This window comes from Stenotrophomonas sp. YJH_SMC_131, assembly GCF_059367975.1.
This window is the reverse complement of the sequence record NZ_JCAFRJ010000010.1, coordinates 51042-67743: the sequence shown is the minus strand read 5'-3', so window position 1 is coordinate 67743 and position 16702 is coordinate 51042. Positions and strand designations below refer to the sequence as shown.

General features: G+C 66.3%; 16 protein-coding genes. 9 read left to right on the top strand and 7 right to left on the bottom strand.

The annotated features are described in order from the left end of the window. Position 1: 1 nt before the first annotated feature. The 3 genes from AC5P56_RS18340 to AC5P56_RS18330 form a co-directional block, all read right to left on the bottom strand. Entirely contained in the window at positions 2-349 is a 348-nt protein-coding gene (locus AC5P56_RS18340; RefSeq protein ID WP_111206489.1) for a hypothetical protein, read from the bottom strand. A 480-nt stretch (positions 350-829) separates the two neighbouring features. Next, the gene (locus AC5P56_RS18335) at positions 830-1585 is read right to left on the bottom strand and encodes an SGNH/GDSL hydrolase family protein (RefSeq protein ID WP_134967398.1); all 756 of its coding nucleotides are present in this window, start codon (positions 1583-1585) and stop codon (positions 830-832) included. Positions 1586-1764: 179 nt separating this feature from the next. After that, entirely contained in the window at positions 1765-2280 is a 516-nt protein-coding gene (locus AC5P56_RS18330; RefSeq protein ID WP_241887673.1) for a hypothetical protein, read from the bottom strand. Positions 2281-2488: 208 nt separating this feature from the next. On the opposite strand from AC5P56_RS18330, the gene rocF reads away from it, so the two are divergent. The 3 genes from rocF (at position 2489) to AC5P56_RS18315 (ending at position 4132) form a co-directional block, all read left to right on the top strand. Then, positions 2489-3409 (top strand): arginase, encoded by a 921-nt coding sequence (rocF, locus tag AC5P56_RS18325; protein WP_032956249.1) that lies wholly within the window; start codon positions 2489-2491, stop codon positions 3407-3409. 160 nt (positions 3410-3569) lie between these two features. Continuing rightward, entirely contained in the window at positions 3570-3707 is a 138-nt protein-coding gene (locus AC5P56_RS18320; RefSeq protein WP_014035659.1) for an entericidin A/B family lipoprotein, read from the top strand. A gap of 203 nt (positions 3708-3910) precedes the next feature. Next, the gene (locus AC5P56_RS18315) at positions 3911-4132 is read left to right on the top strand and encodes a CsbD family protein (protein WP_004153772.1); all 222 of its coding nucleotides are present in this window, start codon (positions 3911-3913) and stop codon (positions 4130-4132) included. A gap of 73 nt (positions 4133-4205) precedes the next feature. On the opposite strand, the gene AC5P56_RS18310 is transcribed toward AC5P56_RS18315, so the two are convergent. Continuing rightward, positions 4206-5012 (bottom strand): hypothetical protein, encoded by an 807-nt coding sequence (locus tag AC5P56_RS18310; protein ID WP_053494621.1) that lies wholly within the window; start codon positions 5010-5012, stop codon positions 4206-4208. A gap of 108 nt (positions 5013-5120) precedes the next feature. Between AC5P56_RS18310 and AC5P56_RS18305 the strand changes: the two genes are divergently transcribed. The 4 genes from AC5P56_RS18305 (at position 5121) to AC5P56_RS18290 (ending at position 9811) form a co-directional block, all read left to right on the top strand. Continuing rightward, complete coding sequence (locus AC5P56_RS18305) at positions 5121-6416, top strand: tryptophan--tRNA ligase (RefSeq protein WP_014645631.1); 1296 nt, start codon at positions 5121-5123, stop codon at positions 6414-6416. Between the two features lie 203 nt (positions 6417-6619). Then, positions 6620-6916 carry a hypothetical protein gene (locus AC5P56_RS18300; protein WP_032956243.1) on the top strand — a complete coding sequence of 99 codons (297 nt, stop codon included), beginning with the start codon at positions 6620-6622 and terminating at the stop codon, positions 6914-6916. Between the two features lie 204 nt (positions 6917-7120). Beyond that, positions 7121-8053 carry an MBL fold metallo-hydrolase gene (locus tag AC5P56_RS18295; protein WP_032956241.1) on the top strand — a complete coding sequence of 311 codons (933 nt, stop codon included), beginning with the start codon at positions 7121-7123 and terminating at the stop codon, positions 8051-8053. 105 nt (positions 8054-8158) lie between these two features. Further along, entirely contained in the window at positions 8159-9811 is a 1653-nt protein-coding gene (locus tag AC5P56_RS18290; RefSeq protein ID WP_329768297.1) for a M28 family metallopeptidase, read from the top strand. Between the two features lie 152 nt (positions 9812-9963). Here AC5P56_RS18290 and AC5P56_RS18285 read toward each other — a convergent pair whose 3' ends face one another. Both AC5P56_RS18285 and AC5P56_RS18280 read right to left on the bottom strand, forming a co-directional pair. Next, positions 9964-10260: a hypothetical protein gene (locus tag AC5P56_RS18285; RefSeq protein ID WP_014645635.1), complete on the bottom strand. Its 297-nt coding sequence runs from the start codon at positions 10258-10260 to the stop codon at positions 9964-9966. Positions 10261-10327: 67 nt separating this feature from the next. Further along, positions 10328-11662, bottom strand: a complete 1335-nt coding sequence (locus AC5P56_RS18280) for an MFS transporter (protein ID WP_014645636.1) — start codon at positions 11660-11662, stop codon at positions 10328-10330. A gap of 223 nt (positions 11663-11885) precedes the next feature. On the opposite strand from AC5P56_RS18280, the gene yedA reads away from it, so the two are divergent. Both yedA and rarD read left to right on the top strand, forming a co-directional pair. Then, entirely contained in the window at positions 11886-12791 is a 906-nt protein-coding gene (yedA, locus tag AC5P56_RS18275) for a drug/metabolite exporter YedA (RefSeq protein WP_049441840.1), read from the top strand. Continuing rightward, positions 12788-13684 carry an EamA family transporter RarD gene (gene rarD, locus AC5P56_RS18270; RefSeq protein ID WP_014645638.1) on the top strand — a complete coding sequence of 299 codons (897 nt, stop codon included), beginning with the start codon at positions 12788-12790 and terminating at the stop codon, positions 13682-13684. The genes yedA and rarD overlap by 4 nt, the downstream gene beginning before the upstream one ends. A 152-nt stretch (positions 13685-13836) precedes the next feature. Here the strand turns inward: rarD and AC5P56_RS18265 are convergent, their stop codons facing one another. Further along, entirely contained in the window at positions 13837-16662 is a 2826-nt protein-coding gene (locus tag AC5P56_RS18265; RefSeq protein WP_288495753.1) for a TonB-dependent receptor, read from the bottom strand. Positions 16663-16702: the final 40 nt, after the last annotated feature.

Here is a 16702-nt window from a genome sequence, read left to right as displayed (position 1 = left end):
GTCAGCCGCCTGGTGTTCGCAGTAGCACCCATGCCAGTATCAGGGTGAACACACCAATGACGGTCAGGCCGAACCACGCCGCGGCCACCTTAACGTTGCCGATCAACGCCGCCAACATGCGGTCCAGTTCGCTTGTCAGAATCGGATACTCAGCGTGCGCCTTGCGCAGACGCTGCCAACCGAACGCCAAGAACAGCAGAAGCGAGAATGGCGTCAGCAGCAGCGCCGCCTGCATCAGCCAGCCGTTCGGCGACGCATCGATCAAGCTGTTCAACAGAACCGCAAAAAAAGCGATGGGCAGCGCGACGATGAAGAAGCGTGGCCAGGCGGTGTTGATAAAGGGCGACATCACAATCTTCCATGGAAGGCGGCAGGTCAGTGCGGCATCATGCCATGCCGTTTCACTGCTGCACCGCTGCGGCACGCCAGGACGGAGGTCAGCGCGGGTTTACCGGGTCATTTCCCTTCTTGTAGGTGTACCCGGTGACATCCCAGCCGCCGCCATGGCCGGACGAGGGTTCCGCCCAGGTGAATTCCCACGTCTACAGGGAGCCGTCGGGAAGCGGGTTCTCCACCCGGTAGATCTCACCGGGAATGCCCTGCTCCGGCAACTTGCCGGGAATCGATTCATCCGAGCGTGCAGACGCGCGCCCTACGGAGAACGCGCGCCGTTCCACCTGTACGTCGTCGTAACCCCCAACACGTTCCCGGTCGGCGGCGTAACGATGGGGCCGCGAACCACCGCTATCTTCATTGTGGACTTGACGGAGGTTGCGCTCAGGTTCGGTTGAAACCTGGGACTTACAGCATTCTCCGATTGCACAGGATGTCAGCTGGCGTCGATGATCTGCTTCACGATTGGTCGAAGCACCTTGTACGCGTTCTCACCTTTCAGCTGGTAGAGCTCGGGAGTAGGGTGTGTACAGTCAGACAGCAGCTCTCGCCAATTGGGCGTGGCAAGCAATGCCCAGAATTGGGAAGCCATTGGTATGTTCATCTCGTGGCCCAACTGATCGAGATGCATCACGTAGTACGGCATCCCTGTTTCTCGGGCGGGGTGGCACGATGGATTGGGCTCGTAGATCACCACGGTTTTGCCATGTTCTCTTGCAATACGAACCAGCTCGCCCATCACGCGCTTGTATTCCTGTGGTGATGCGGAGATCTTCCCAGACTCTGGACGGGAGAACAGATAGGCATCGCCAAGCCCAAAGTTCAGAGTCACGATCTGGGCATGGGATTTCGCCATGACAGACTCCCACGACTGGTGAATTCCGTCGGTCCCGTTCAGCGCATCTGAGGATTGAATTCCGCCAATCCCTTCGTTCTTCACAACGACACGATCACCGTACTCTGTCCGCAGCAAACGCTGCAGTGTGTTGGGCTGATTCATCGCGGCGATGATCGTTCCGGAAGGAGTGGCGGTATAGCCTACGGTCGTGGAGTCGCCATATTCCTCGATGAGGATCTGCTTCGTTGTCGCATCAACCGGAGCCGCAGCATCTGCAGTAGTGACGGGCGCAGAGCAGGCGACAAGGAGGGGCGAAACGGCGGCCAGTCGTGCTAGTCGGAGTATGAAGATCATGGACGGATTCTACCCCTCCCGAATGCCGCTATCGGTACCGATTCGTTCCTGATCGGTCGTCAAGCCACAGGCTGCAGCAGGTCCTCGCGATTGTTCGGGGGCCTGCTTGCCGCGCGCCTGACGCCGATTTGCCGAGATTCCGCGGCGTCGTGCCTGGGGCGGGGCAGGGCAGCGTCCCGCTACTGCTGGTTTACCGGGTCATTTCCCTTCTTGTAGGTGTACCCGGTGACATCCCAGCCGCCGCCATGGCCGGACGAGGGTTCCACCCAGGTGAATTCCCACGTCTGCAGGGAGCCGTCGGGAAGCAGGTTTTCCACCCGGTAGATTTCACCGGGAATGCCCTGCTCCGGCAGCTTTCCCGGAATCGATTCATCCGCGCGTGCAGACCCGCGCCCCACCGAGAATGCACGCCGTTCCACCTGTACGTTGCCGTAGCCCTGCGGGGCGAACGACGGCTTTACCCGCTGCGCCACCCAGTCGAGCACCTGGCGTGCGCTCGCCGTCTGCATGGGATACGCGTCGGTGGTCACCGTATGCGTGATGCGTTGCGAGGAGGCATTGGCAGCTGCCGGAAACAGTCCGCCCAGGGCAATTGCCAGTACCGCAAATCCATTGAGTGCATGTTTCATGTGCGTCGTTCTCCAGGGTTGGGGAAATGAAGCCGCACCGTCCGGGTGCCGACGCAGGGTGGACACAAGGACCGCCGTGGGTAAGAGGCGATGCCGACTCGGGTGTGAAGTGGATCAAGGAAGGGCGGGTTCCTGACCGCTCAGCGCTGGAATCCCTGACGGGGGCGCCTTTGTGCTCGCGGCGATCCGGGTATTGCCCTGCTGCACCGCCGCGAGTGGTGTCACACAGCTCTGGCTAGACTGTGCTTCTTTTTTCCCACCGCAGGAGGCACCCATGGCCCATCCCATCTCCGTATCCCTGATTGGCGTTCCCACCGATGTCGGTGCGGGCCATCGCGGTGCACGGCTGGGGCCGGAGGCGCTGCGCGTGGCGGGCCTGCCGGAGGCGCTGGAAGCACGTGGTGTGGACGTCCGTGACGTGGGCAATCTGGATGGCCCGCGCAACCCGTGGACCGCGCCGGTGGAAGGCTACCGCCATCTGGATGAAGTGGTGGCGTGGAACCATGCACTGATGGAAGCCAGCTACGCCGAGCTGCAGGCCGGCCGCATGCCCATCATGCTCGGCGGCGACCACTGCCTGGGGATCGGTTCGATCACCGCCGTCGCGCGCTGGTGCCGCGAGCAGGGCAAGACCCTGCGCGTGCTGTGGCTGGATGCGCACTCGGATTTCAACACCAGCGATGTCACCCCGTCGGGCAACATCCACGGCATGCCGGTGGCCTGCCTGTGCGGCCTCGGCCCGGAGGCGCTGACCCACCTGGGCGGCAGCGCACCGGCGATCACCCCGGCGCAGATGCACCAGATCGGCATCCGCTCGGTGGACCCGGAGGAGAAGCGCCTGATCAAGACCCACAAGGTCGATGTGTACGACATGCGCTACATCGATGAGAACGGCATGAAGCGCGCGGTGGAGGCGGCGCTGGCCGGCATCGATGAGAACACCCACCTGCATGTCAGCTTCGACGTGGACTTCCTCGACCCCAGCATCGCGCCGGGCGTGGGCACCACGGTGCCGGGTGGGGTGAACTACCGCGAGGCGCAGCTGGTGATGGAGATGATCGCCGACACCGGGCGCATGGGATCGCTGGACATCGTCGAGCTCAACCCCTTGCTGGACAAGCAGAATGCCACCGCCGAACTGGCCGTGGACCTGGTCGAAAGCCTGTTCGGCAAGTCCACCCTGATGCGCGACTGAGGGCCTGGCCTGAACGGATCGCCGATCCGTTCACACCCGCTCCACGCCGCTGCCGCCAGATTGCACTTCACGCGGCGGCGGTGGCAGTGTGCCCTCCCGCCGAGCGACAGAACCCCATCCGCGAATGAAGCGGTGTAGCGGCGAACCCAAGGAGAAGCCCATGAAGCGCGTAGTTGCCCTGATGCTGTTGTCGATGTTCTCGGTGGCCCTGCTGGCCGGTTGCAATACCGTTGCCGGTGCCGGCAAGGACGTGCAGAAGGCCGGTGAAAAAGTTGAGGACGCCGCCAAGGGCAAGTGAGCCCGGCGCGGATTGGAAAGCGAAAAGGCCGGGAATCTTCCCGGCCTTTTTTGTGCGCGCTGTTTGCCGCATGGCTGTCGAAGCGGAGTGAACCATTCAAGCAGGTGAGCATGTATTTCATTGCCGGTTGACCGGTACTCAACAGCCGCTGCGCGAAGCTGGAGCCACGGTAAGAACGCCGTTGCAACCAAGGACTCCCAGCAATGAACAAAGACATCATTTCCGGCAAGTGGTCGCAGCTGAAGGGCAAGGCCCAGGCCAAGTGGGGCGATCTGACCAACGACGACTTCGATGTGGCCGAAGGCAATGCCGAGTATCTGGCCGGCCGCCTGCAGGAACGTTATGGCTGGGCCAAGGACCGTGCGGAGAAGGAAGTGCGCGAGTTCCAGGACGCGGTGAGCAAGGACTATCCGGACTACAAGTAAGCGCTTCGGTTTCCCCCACAACACGACGCCCGCACCGTGAGGTTGCGGGCGTCGTGTTGTCTGCGCGGGACGATCAGCGCGCCGGCGGGTCCGGCACGTAGCGGTTGGGGAACGCCTGCGGTTCGCGCGGCAGGCGCGAGGGCGAATCCACCAGGATGCCGCGCGCACGCAGGTTGCGGGCGCTGTCGTAGCGCAGCTGCAATACCTGTGCGGGGCTGCGGCTGGCGCGCTCGAAGTCGGTATCGCGCACCGAGGACTGCTCGCGCGCACCGTGGCCGGTACCCAGCGCTGGGGCCTGCGACTTGCTGGCGTAGCCTTCGATGCGGCTGGCATTGGCACTGGCACTGGCATCGGCCGCCGCTTCGGCCGCCGGGGCCGGCAGCGGCAGCCCACGGCGCAGGATCGGCTCAGGGCGCCAGCGACGTGCCTCTTCGAACACCGCCACGCCCACAACGCCGATGTTGTCCGGGCGGCCGGTGCGGCTGGCATAGCTGCCGCTGGGGCTGCTGAACACGAACTGCGCCACTTCGTCCTGGCTCTTGCGCCAGCCGGTGATGTCGGCGCGCTGGCCGGGGTTGAGCACGTAGCCGGTCTGCGAGGGATCGGCATCCTCGCCGGAGATGGCGTTGACGCCGTCCACCGACAGCACCACCAGCACCCGGCGCGGGCTGTCGTTGTACAGGCGCACGGCGTAGCGGTGGCCGCGCTCGCCGGCCACCCAGCGCTGGCCCTCGGCGGGGTAGCTGCGCAGTTCGGTGCCACGGTCGCGGTCGACCAGGGTCATGCGCACCGGGCCGCCTTCGTAGGCCGGTGGCGGAGGTGGCGCCGGGCGGAAGCCGGCCAGGGGCAGGATCAGCAGCAGGGGCAGCAGGCGTTTCATCGGGCGTCTCCAGCGGGGTTGGGTGAATGAACGCGCCGCAGGCCCTGACGGGGTTGGTGGCGTGCAAGGTAAACTGGCCCCGTTCATCGAAGGTTACCCCACGCAGTCATGACGACCCGAGTCCTTACCGGCATCACCCCCTCCGGCACGCCCCACCTGGGCAACTACGTTGGCGCCATCCGTCCGGCCATCGCCGCCAGCCGCGCGCCGGGGATTGAGAGCTTCTTCTTCCTGGCCGACCTGCACAGCCTGATCAAGTCGCAGGACCCGCAGCGCACCCAGCGCGCGACCCTGGAGATCGCGGCCAGCTGGCTGGCCTGCGGCCTGGACCCGGAGCATGTGTGGTTCTACCGCCAGAGCGACATCCGCGAGACCACCGAGCTGATGTGGTTCCTGACCGCCATCGCCAGCAAGGGCATCCTCAACCGGGCGCACGCCTACAAGGCGGCAGTGGACAAGAACCGCGAGGAAGGCGTGGACGAGGACGCAGGCGTCAGCGCCGGCCTGTTCATGTACCCGGTGCTGATGGCCGCCGACATCCTGATCTTCAAGGCCAACCAGGTGCCGGTGGGCCGTGACCAGATCCAGCACATCGAGATGGCGCGCGATTTCGCCCAGCGCTTCAACCACGTGTACGGCAAGGAGTACTTCCCGCTGCCGGACGTGGTGATCGATGAGCAGGTGGCGACGCTGGCCGGCCTGGATGGCCGCAAGATGAGCAAGAGCTACCACAACACCATTCCGCTGTTCGTGCCGCGCGAGGAGCTGAAGAAGCTGGTGTTCTCTATCCTGACCGACTCGCGCGCACCGGGTGAGCCGAAGGACACCGAAGGCTCGGCGCTGTTCCAGATGTACCAGGCGTTCGCCACGCCGGAACAGACCGCAGAGTTCGCCAAGGCGTTCGCTGCCGGCATCAGCTGGGGCGACGCCAAGCAGCAGTTGTTCGAGCGCATCGACAGCGAACTGTCGCCGCTGCGCGAGCGCTACAACGCGCTGATGGCCGAGCCGGAGAAGATCGAAGCGCTGCTCAAGCGCCGTGGGCAGCAGCTGCGCGAGCAGTTGGCGGCACCGCTGCTGGAAGAACTGCGCCACGCCGTGGGCCTGCGCGACCTGTCCACGGCGGGCAACATCGCCAGCGAAGATGCCGGCGTGGCCCGCGTGGCCCCGCCGCAGTTCAAGCAGTACCGCGAGAAGGACGGCCGGTTCTACTTCAAGCTGACCGCCGGCGACGGCACGCTGCTGATCCAGAGCGAAGGCTTCGATTCGCCGCGTGATGCCGGCCAGCTGATTGCCGTGATCAAGCAGGCCGAGCAGGGCGACCAGCTGCAGAGCGAGCTGTTCAAGCTGGACGCCGAGGTGGACGCCGTGCTGGCCGCGCTGGCCGTGCTGCGCGAAGCGGCCTGATCGCCGGGCCTGCCTGCCCTTTGTAGAGTCGAGCCATGCTCGACTTTGCTCCGCCTCTGTAGAGCCGAGCCCGTGCTCGGCTGGGTAGCAACGCAGCCGAGCATGGGCTCGGCTCTACAGGGACGCCCCCGCCGGCACGACCGTGGCACAGCACCCATGGCATGATGTCCGCGCGCCGCCGGCGCGATGACATGGAGTCTGCGATGGCCTGGTTGTCGCTGCTGCTGTTCCTGCCCTGGTTCCTGCTGCTGGGCAGCCTGTACTGGCTGTTCCCGCGCCAGCCGCGTACCGCGCGGCGGCGCCTGTTCGATGGCACCACCCTGGTATTGGCGTTCGCGCTGAGCATTGTGTCGATGCTGTGGGGCTACCGCATCGGCGTGGTGCAACCCGGCGCCGGCCCGATCTGGCCGCAGGTGCTGGCGGTGCTGTACGCCTACGGCGCGTTCCTGGCGGTGCTGGTGCTGGCGTTGCTGCTGCGACCGCGCTGGCTGGACCGGTAACCCCGCCTTTGTAGAGTCGAGCCATGCTCGACTGCACGCGCCCTCTGTAGAGCCGAGCCCATGCTCGGCTGATGTCTGGCAGAAAGGCAGCCGAGCATGGGCTCGGCTCTACGGAATCTGGACTCCGACCAAAGCCGCATCGAACCCGGGCCGCCTGCGCGCCTACCATGGGCGTCTGTTCCCGATCCTGCCAGGTGCGTGCCGATGACCGCCGACCCCAGCATCCACACCATCGATACCGGCTTCCAGCGCCCGGACTTCGACGCGGCTTACCTGATCGTTGAAAACGGCCGCGCCGCGTTTGTCGACTGCGGCACCGGCCTGTCGGTGCCGGCGATGCTGCAGGCGCTGGCGGATGCCGGCCTGGGCGTGGAAGCGGTGGACTGGTTGCTGCTCACGCACGTGCACCTGGACCACGCCGGCGGCGCCGGCCTGCTGATGCAGCAGCTGCCCAACGCAAAGGCGGTGCTGCACCCGCGCGGTGCGCCGCACATGATCGACCCGACCCGGCTGATCGCCGGTGCCACGGCGGTGTATGGCGCCGAAGAGATCGCGCGCAGCTATGGCCGCATCGAGGCGATTCCGGAGTCGCGCGTGGTGGTGGCCGAAGACGGCCACCGCATCGATCTGGCCGGCCGCGAGCTGGTGCTGCTGCACACGCCGGGTCACGCGCTGCACCACTATTGCGTATGGGATGCGCGCAGCCGCAGCTGGTTCACCGGCGATACCTTCGGTATCTCCTACCGCGAGCTGGACAGCGCGCAGGGCGCTTTCATCTTCCCGACCTCCTCGCCGGTGCAGTTCGACCCGGAGGCGATGAAGGCCTCGATCCAGCGCATGCTGGGCTACGGCCCGCAGGCGATGTACCTGACCCACTACGGTCGTGTGGAACAGGTGGAGAAACTGGCCGGCGACCTGTTCGAGCAGATCGATGCGATGGCCGCCATTGGCCGCCAGTGCGACGGTCGACCGGACCGCCATCGTTGCCTGTTGGCCGCGTTGCAGGCGCTGTATCTGGAACGTGCACAGCTGCATGGCTGTGCGCTGGACGATGCGGCAGTGACCACCGTGCTGGCGATGGATATCGAGCTCAATGCACAGGGCCTGGCCTGCTGGCTGGATCGCATCAGCAGGTAGATCCACGCCCTGCGTGGATGACGCGGGCCCAAGCCGCGCCGTGATGTCACGACCACGTTACACTCTGGTGACTTCCAAGCTAGCCGTGGTACTGCCGTGAATCCGATGCGCGTGTTGCTGCTGTCGTCCTGCCTGTTCGTCGGTGGCCTTGCCCATGCGGCCAACGACCTGCCGGGTGGCGGCATCGATCCGCAGGCGCTGTCGCGCCATGTGCGCGTTCTGGCGTCGGATGAATTCGAGGGCCGCGCGCCGGCCACCGAGGGTGAAGAGCGCACGGTGCAGTACCTGATCGAGCAGTTCCGCAGCTACGGCCTGCAGCCCGGCGGCGTGGATGGCAGCTGGGTGCAGCCGGTCCCGTTGGTGCGCGCGCAGCTGGACGGCCCGGCCAAGGCCAGCCTGTCGCTGAAGCAGGGCAAGCGTGCGCTGGCCAATGGCGTGGACGTGACCCTGCAGAGCCTGCAGCCGCGCAAGCGCGTGCAGTTCAGGAATGCGCCGCTGGTGTTCGTCGGCTATGGCATCGATGCGCCGGAACGCCAGTGGAACGACTACAAGGACGTGGACCTGCACGGCAAGATCGCCGTGGTGCTGATCAACGATGCTGATTTCGAGGCCGATGCGCCGGGCGCGTTTGACGGCAAGGCGGTGACCTACTACGGCCGCTGGACCTACAAGTTCGAGGAAGCCGCACGCCGTGGCGCCGAAGGCGTGCTGATCGTGCACGAGACCGCGCCGGCCGCCTACGGCTGGGCCACGGTGAAGAGCTCGGGCACATCGCCGCTGTTCGACATCGAGCGCGGCCAGGAGGAGGCGATGGCGCAGCACACGCCGCTGCGTGGCTGGATGCAGCGCGAGCTGGCCGAGGCGATCTTCGCCGACGCCGGCCTGGACTTCGATGCGGAGAAGCGCAAGGCGATGCGCGCCGACTTCCGCCCGGTGGCACTGGACAACGCCAAGCTGAGCGTGGACTTCGCGCTGAAGCGCGAGCAGGTGGTGACCCGCAACGTGGTGGCCAAGCTGCCCGGTGGCGAGCATGGCGACGAGGCGGTGATCTTCTCTGCGCACTGGGATGCCTTCGGTATCGGCCAGCCCGACGCCAAGGGCGACCGCATCCGCCGCGGTGCGATCGACAACGCCACCGGCGTGGCCACGGTGCTGGAACTGGGCCGGGTGTTCGCCGCCGGCCCGCAGCCGCAGCGCACGCTGTACTTCGTGGCGCTGACCGCCGAAGAGAAGGGCCTGCTGGGCGCCAGCTACTACGCCGCGCACCCGCTGGCGCCGCTGGACAAGACCGCCGCGGTGCTGAACATCGAGATGTTCAGCCCGGATGGCCCGACCCGCGACATCGCGTCGTGGGGCAAAGGCCGGGTCTCGCTGGAAGGCGACCTGGAACGCGTGGCCAAGGCCCGTGGCCGCAGCTACAGCCCGGACCCGAACCTGGAAGCGGGCTTCTTCTACCGCGCTGACCACTTCGCCTTCGCCCGCCTGGGCGTGCCGGCAATCACCATCGGCCCGGGCCTGGACAAGCTGGACGGTGGGGTTGAAGCCGGCCGCGCGCTGCGCGAGAAGTACTTCGCCGATTGCTACCACCAGGCCTGCGATGCCTGGACGCCGCGCTGGGACCCGAGCGGCCACGCTGCCGATACCCTGCTGGTGTACGATCTGGGCGCGGAGCTGGCCAACAGCCGCCGCTGGCCGACGTGGGAAAAGGAATCGGAGTTCCGCGGCGCGCGCGACAAGAGCGAAGCGGCCCGCCGCTGAGGTAGTGCCGGCCGCTGGCCGGTTCCGGAGGTTCATGAGGTTGCCGGCCAGCGGCCGGCACTACCGAAAGAAGGTGGCGTTGCCGGCCAGCGGCCGGCACGACCGAAAGAATGTGGAGGTGTCGGCCAGCGGGCGGCACGACCGGGTGTTCGTCAGCGCCGGCGCAGCAGCTTCCAGGCGCCCCAGCCGCTGGCGGCTAGCGCTGCCAGATAGCACGCCACCATCGTGCGCAGGCCGACCAGCGATCCGCCGTTGACGCCGCGATGCAGGCGCAGTTGCAGCGAGCTGTGGCCGCTGCCCAGGTCCACTGCCAGCTGCAGCGCCAGTGCGGCGCAGAACAGCAGCAGGGCGATCCCGAAACCGATGCGTGGCCATGCGGCCTGTGCGCTGGGGCGGCGCAGCAGCCAGGCCAGTGCCGTGGCTGCGGCCAGCGTCACCGCGATCCACATCAGTGGAGGAGCGGGAGACGCAGCGGCCACCGGCATTGCACCGGTGGCCGCGATCAGGGCAACGCGCTTACTTGCGGGTGCCGTCGAGCCAGTTCGGGCCCTTGTTGGTGAGGAAGAACACATAGACCACCAACGATACCGCGATCGTGGCAGTCACGTAGAGGGCGAACCAATCGACGTGGCCGGTCTTCAGCGCGCCCTGGTACAGCAGCGGGGCGGTGCCGCCGAACAGCGAGTTGGCCAGCGCATAGCCCAGGCCCACGCCCAGTGCACGCACGTGGGTGGGGAACAGTTCGGCCTTCACCACCGCGTTGATGGAGGTGTAGCCGGTGAGGATGACGAACGCCAGCGCCAGGGTCAGGAAGGCAAGGGTGGCGTCATGCTGGTGCGGCAGCTGGGTGATCAGGTACCAGCTGTACAGCACGCCGCCGACGCCGAAGAACACCAGCAGGGTCTTGCGGCCGATGATGTCCGACAGCCAGCCACCGACCGGCTGCAGCACCATCAGGAAGGCCAGCACGCCCAGGTTGATCAGGGTGCCGGTCATCGGGTCGTTGCCGGCGAAGGCGCTCTGGATCATCTTCGGGCCGTTCACCGAATAGGTGTAGAAGGCCACGGTACCGCCGGCGGTGATCAGGAAGCACAGCAGCAGCGGTCGCCACTGGTGCACGAACAGCTCGTACATCGAGCCGGACTTCTGCGCCTTGCCCTCGCGCGCGGCCTCGATGGACGACTCCGACAGCGACTCGTCCATGCCACGGCGCAGCCAGAACACCACCACCGCGGCGATGCCGCCGATGCCGAAGGCGATGCGCCAGCCCCACTCGGAGATTTCCGGCTTGCCCCAGAAGGTCAGCATCAGCAGCAGGGTCAGCTGGGCCAGCACGTGGCCGCCAACCAGGGTGACGTAGTGGAAGGACGACAGGAAGCCGCGGCGGCCGGGAATGGCGGCTTCGGACATGTAGGTGGCGCTGGCGCCGTACTCGCCACCGGTGGCGAAGCCCTGCAGCAGCCGTGCGAACAGCAGGATGACCGCGGCCCAGATGCCGATGCTGGCGGCGGTGGGGGTGATGGCGATCAGGAACGAGCACAGCGCCATCAACGTGACCGAGACGGTCAGCGCCAGGCGGCGGCCATGGCGGTCGGCGAAGCGGCCGAAGAACCAGGCGCCGATCGGGCGCATCAGGAAGGTCGCGGCGAAGATCGCCCACACGTACATCGTGGAGTTCTTGTCGTCGGGCGAGAAGAACTGCGATTCGAAGTACACGGCGAACACCGAGTACACGTAGACGTCGTACCACTCCACCAGGTTGCCGGCGGAGCCTTTGAGGGTGTTGGAGATCGACCGCCGCAGGGCGGCGCGGTCGTTCGCGGGGACAGCAGGTTGGGGCGTGGTGCTCATCTGGGTGGGAATCCTCGATGCGGCGCGTCCGTGCGCAGGGAAAACGGCGCCCGGCCTTGGGGCGGCGCGGCCGGGCAGCCCTCTTGGTACTGCATCGACCGTCAACACGGGGTAGCAGACCAGAGCAGGGTGCATGGATGGATGACAGCGTGCCACCGTATGGGGTCCCGGACCATACTCAAAACGTCCTAGAATCCGCCTTCCCCCGGCTCCCTGGTGTGTCATGTCGGTTCCCCCCTCTTCGTCTGCGGCTGCCCCCCGGGGTGGCCTTGTCGCGCTGGCACTGCTGCTGGTCTACGTGGTCTGGGGCTCGACCTACCTGGGCATCGCCAAGGCCCTGCACGGCGGCGCACTGCCGCTGACGATGGTCTCCGGCAGCCGCTTCATCATTGCCGGCGGCCTGATGTTCCTGGCGCTGCGCCTGTTCTGGAAGCTGCCGAACCCGACCCTGCGGCAATGGCGCAACCTGGTCATCATGGGCGTGACCATGCTGGTGCTGGGCAACGGCATGGTGGTGCTGGCCGAGCGTGAGGTGTCCTCGGGCCTGGCCGCCACCGCGGTGGCCTCGGTGCCGCTGTGGATGGCGCTGTTCTCGGCGCTGCGCGGGCAGCATGCCAGCCGCGGTGAGTGGCTGGGCATCGCCATCGGCTTCCTCGGTGTGGTCTGGCTCAATGCCGGCAGCAGCCTGACCGCCTCGCCGACCGGGCTGGTGCTGCTGCTGATCGCGCCGATCGGCTGGGCCTTCGGTTCGGTGTGGGCACGCGGGCTGGACCTGCCGGGCCCGTTCATGACCGCGGCCGGGCAGATGATCTGTGGTGGCGTGCTGCTGGTGCTGATCGGCCTGGCGGTCGGCGAGCGCCCGAGCACGCTGCCCGATACCGGTGGCCTGCTGGCGATGGCGTACCTGTGCGTGTTCGGCTCCATCGTCGCGTTCACTGCCTACGTGTGGCTGCTGCAGAACGTGCGTCCGGCGCTGGCCGGCAGCTATGCGTACGTCAACCCGGTGATCGCGGTGCTGCTCGGCGCGCTGCTCAACGGTGAACGCTTCGGCTGGCGCGACCTGCTGGCGATGGCGGTGATTCTCCTGGGTGTGGTGGTACTGACGATGGCAAGGACGCGAAAGAGATGAGCATGGACGAGAAAGAACAACGCCGGGGCCTGCTGGTCACCGCGTCCACCTTCGTGATCTGGGGCCTGGTGCCGGTGTACTGGCACCTGCTCAACGAGGTGCCTTCGTTCCAGATCATCGCCCACCGCATCATCTGGAGCACCGTGCTGGTGCTGGGCTGGCTGCTGATCAGCTCGCGCCTGGGCTGGTGGCAGAAGATCGCCGCGCAGCCGCGCGCGCTGCCGATCCTGCTGGTGTCGAGCCTGACCATCGCCTTCAACTGGGGCCTGTATATCTGGGCGGTCAACGCCGGCCATGTCATCGAGACCAGCCTGGGCTACTTCATCAACCCGCTGGTGAACGTGCTGCTGGGCGTGCTGGTGCTGAAGGAACGCCTGCGCCGCCTGCAATGGGTGGCGGTGGCGATGGCGGCGGTGGGCGTGGCCTGGCTGACCATCGACGCCGGCACACCGCCGTGGATCGCGCTTGGCCTGGCTTGTTCGTTCGGCCTGTATGGCCTGCTGCGCAAGCTGGTCTCGGTCGACCCGGTGGCCGGCCTGGGCGTGGAAAGCATGTACCTGTTCCTGCCGGCGCTGGCCTTCGCGATCTGGGCGGAAAACGGCCATGGCGGTGCGTTCTTCCATGGCTGGGGCTGGCGCAACGACCTGCTGCTGATCTTCGGTGGCGCAGTCACCGCCGTACCGCTGATCGGCTTTGCCTACGGCGTGAAGCGCATTCCGCTGTCGCTGGTCGGCATCCTGCAGTACATCGCACCGAGCCTGCAGCTGCTGCTGGGCGTGTTCTTCTTCCACGAAGCGTTCGATACCGCCAAGGCGATCGGTTTTGCCGCGATCTGGGCCGGCCTGATCCTGTTCGTCGGCGACAACATCCGCACGATGCGCGCCAAGCGCTAGCGCCGGCGGGGCTGCGGGGTCGGATCCCTTCGCAGGGCGAAGGGATCCGACCCGCTTCCACCCAAAAAAGAACGGCGCCCCGAGGGGCGCCGTTCTGCTTCCGTCCACGGCCAGGAGAGAGGGATGGCCGTGGCGGGAACGCGGTTGCAGGCTTAGAAGCGCTGCTGGTACTTCATGTACATGAAGCGGCCGATGTCGAAGCCACCGTAGTAGGTGAAGCTGCTGTTCGGCTGGCTGTACATGATCGGACCCTGGTGGTTGAACACGTTGTTCACGCCCAGCGACACGGTGCCATCCCACGGCAGGCTGTAACGCACCTGCAGGTCGTGGAAGGTGTTGGAGCCCACCTTGTTGGTCGGCGACGCGCTGGTGTACGACGAGTTGAAGCCCGGCATGTTGCACTCATCCATGTACGAGCACTTCTCCTTCATGCTGGAGTAGTAGCGCGCGGTCCAGCCGATGCCGAGGTCGCCGTACTGCCAATCCAGGTTGAAGGTGGAGCGCACGCGGAAGTCGCCGGCCCAACCGGTACGCTGTTCCACCGGGGTGGTGGCGGCGCTGTCGTTGCGCTGCTCCAGGTAGTCGGTGTACGTGGTGTTCCAGTTGACGGCGAACTTGCCGAACGCGGTTTCCGGCAGGCGGTAGCGCACGTTGATGTCATAGCCGGCGGTTTCGCGGTAGCCCGCGTTCACCAGCGAGCGGTCCAGCGAGTTGACCTGGCCGTTGCTGCCACGGGTGAAGCGGCCGCAGGCGGCATCCGAACCCTGCACGTAGCACTGTTCCAGGATGTTGGTAGCCGACTCACCGACGATGGCGTTGTCGATGCGGATCTTCCACCAATCCAGGCTGACGTCCAGGCCCTGCACGAAGTCCGGGCTGTAGACCAGGCCGACGGTCCAGGTCTTGGCGGTTTCCGGCTTCAGGCCCGGGTTGGAACCCGAGCTGAAATCGGTGGTGGCCTGCTGGCCGGGCTTGGTGGCCACGCTGCCATCGCTGTTGAGCTGGCGGAAGTTGGCCGGCACCTTCAGCGCCTGGCAGCGGGCAGCGACGGTCGGGCTGGTGGCGGCGGTACCGAAGGAGGTATCGCACGGATCGGTGAACGAGTCGCGGCTGCTGACGGTGCCGCCGTACAGGTCATCCACGGTCGGCGCACGGAAGCCGGTGCCGTAGGTGGCGCGCACCAGCAGGCTGTCGATCGGCTTCCACTTCAGGCCGAACTTGCTGTTGGTGGTCGAACCGAAGTTGTTGTAGTCCGAGTAGCGGCCGGCCATGTCCAGCGACAGTTCGCGGGCGAACGGCAGGTCGGCCAGCAGCGGCACCTGCAGTTCCAGGTAGACCTCGTTGAGCGAGTAGTTGCCGCGGGTCGGCTGGCCGCTGGTGCCGGCGATCTCGCCCTTCTGCACCATCGTGTCCGGAGTGTAGCTGGCTTCTTCGCTGCGGTGCTCGAAGCCCATCGCGGCCAGGATGTCGCCGGCCGGCAGGGTGAACAGCGAGCCGGAGATGTTGCCGCTGGCGACCTTGGTGGTGCTCTGCATCTTGTCGACGAAGCGGGTGAACAGGTAGTCCTGCACGTCCTGGTTGCTCAGCGAGCCGGGTCCGGTGTAACCCATCGGGGCGGCCGGGTTCCACGGCACGCAGCCGGCGATCACCGCGCCCGGCGCACCGCAGCGGGCCACGTTGCCGTCCATGAAGGACGGGCCGACGGCCAGGTTGACGTGCGGCTGGTACATGCTGCCGGTACCGATGCGCTCGCCTTCGTTGCGGTTGTACATGTAGTTGACGTTCCAGTCCCAGTACCGCGAACCGGTTTCGAAGCTGCCTTCCAGACCAATGCTGGCGCGCTTGGTTTCCAGGTTGTTCTCGGTGCCGCGCGGCAGTTCCTCGGTACGGTGCGCGAACAGCGCATCCTGGCCCCACAGGTTGAACGCGCTGTCCTTGGACAGGGCGGCACGGCTGCCATTGCGGGCCTGCGCGGCGCTGACCGAGTACGGGTAACCGGCCAGGTGCTTGGTCGACTCGCGCTTGCTGTACAACGCGTCGGCGACGATGCGCAGGTTGTCGGTGATCGAGAAGCCACCGTTGGCGAACACCGAGGTGCGTTCCAGGCCTGTCAGCAGGCTCATGTTCGACTTGGTGTTGGCACCATCAGCCGGGTCCGGCGCATGGAAGTTGCCGGCCTTGCCCGGGTCGCCGCCCGGGCCCACCGTCAGGTTCTTGCCACCGACGGTGACGTAGCCCCACGGGGTGTTGCCATTGAGGCCATCGTTGGGGTGGCGCGGGCCGTTGGTGTAACGGCTGAACTCGCGGTCCTTGCCCAGCACCTCATCTTCCTTGGTGCGCTCGGCGCCCACGCTGAACCAGCCGCGCTCGAAGGTCTTGCCGAAGGTCGCGCTGTAGGCGCGCTTCTGGCCGTCACCCTGGCCGTACTGGCCGACATAGACGCTGGCTTCGCCACCATCGAAATTCTTGCGGGTGATGATGTTGACCACGCCGGCGATGGCATCGGAGCCGTACAGCGCGGAGGCGCCGTCGGTCAGCACTTCCACGCGCTCGACGATGGACGACGGGATCGAGGCCAGGTCGGAGTAACCGCCGGCGCTGACGCCCATGCGGCGGCCGTCGATCAGCACCAGGCTGCGTTCCGGGCCCAGGTTGCGCAGGCTGACGTACATGCCGCCGAAGTCGCGCGAGGAGGTCAGCGACGAGGCGCGGCTCATGCTCGGCGCACCGGCGGCAGGAATGTCCTGCAGGATGTCAGCGACGTTGACGTAGCCCTTCTTCTCGATCTCGGCGCGGTTGAGCGCGACCACCGGCTGTGCGGTTTCGACACTGGCCTGGCGGATGCGCGAGCCGGTGATTTCGATGCGGTCGAGGTTGGTCGGGGTATCGCTGGTGCTCTGTGCGAAGGCGGGGGTGGTGCAGCTGGCGGCCAGCGCGATGACGATCGCGTTGCGCAGCGGATTGGTTTTCAGGGACATCCGTGAAATCTCGTGTTTCGGTAAAAACAAGCGCCCGTTC

Excerpts from the sequence above, each read along its gene's own strand:
- AC5P56_RS18290 (WP_329768297.1), top strand. The coding sequence starts at position 8,159 with ATGCGCGTGTTGCTGCTGTCGTCCTGCCTGTTCGTCGGTGGCCTTGCC.
- AC5P56_RS18295 (WP_032956241.1), top strand. The coding sequence starts at position 7,121 with ATGACCGCCGACCCCAGCATCCACACCATCGATACCGGCTTCCAGCGC.
- AC5P56_RS18305 (WP_014645631.1), top strand. The coding sequence starts at position 5,121 with ATGACGACCCGAGTCCTTACCGGCATCACCCCCTCCGGCACGCCCCAC.
- AC5P56_RS18285 (WP_014645635.1), bottom strand. The coding sequence starts at position 10,260 with ATGTGGATCGCGGTGACGCTGGCCGCAGCCACGGCACTGGCCTGGCTG.
- AC5P56_RS18320 (WP_014035659.1), top strand. The coding sequence starts at position 3,570 with ATGAAGCGCGTAGTTGCCCTGATGCTGTTGTCGATGTTCTCGGTGGCC.
- rarD (WP_014645638.1), top strand. The coding sequence starts at position 12,788 with ATGAGCATGGACGAGAAAGAACAACGCCGGGGCCTGCTGGTCACCGCG.
- rocF (WP_032956249.1), top strand. The coding sequence starts at position 2,489 with ATGGCCCATCCCATCTCCGTATCCCTGATTGGCGTTCCCACCGATGTC.
- AC5P56_RS18315 (WP_004153772.1), top strand. The coding sequence starts at position 3,911 with ATGAACAAAGACATCATTTCCGGCAAGTGGTCGCAGCTGAAGGGCAAG.
- AC5P56_RS18310 (WP_053494621.1), bottom strand. The coding sequence starts at position 5,012 with ATGAAACGCCTGCTGCCCCTGCTGCTGATCCTGCCCCTGGCCGGCTTC.
- AC5P56_RS18280 (WP_014645636.1), bottom strand. The coding sequence starts at position 11,662 with ATGAGCACCACGCCCCAACCTGCTGTCCCCGCGAACGACCGCGCCGCC.
- AC5P56_RS18265 (WP_288495753.1), bottom strand. The coding sequence starts at position 16,662 with ATGTCCCTGAAAACCAATCCGCTGCGCAACGCGATCGTCATCGCGCTG.
- yedA (WP_049441840.1), top strand. The coding sequence starts at position 11,886 with ATGTCGGTTCCCCCCTCTTCGTCTGCGGCTGCCCCCCGGGGTGGCCTT.
- AC5P56_RS18340 (WP_111206489.1), bottom strand. The coding sequence starts at position 349 with ATGTCGCCCTTTATCAACACCGCCTGGCCACGCTTCTTCATCGTCGCG.
- AC5P56_RS18300 (WP_032956243.1), top strand. The coding sequence starts at position 6,620 with ATGGCCTGGTTGTCGCTGCTGCTGTTCCTGCCCTGGTTCCTGCTGCTG.
- AC5P56_RS18335 (WP_134967398.1), bottom strand. The coding sequence starts at position 1,585 with ATGATCTTCATACTCCGACTAGCACGACTGGCCGCCGTTTCGCCCCTC.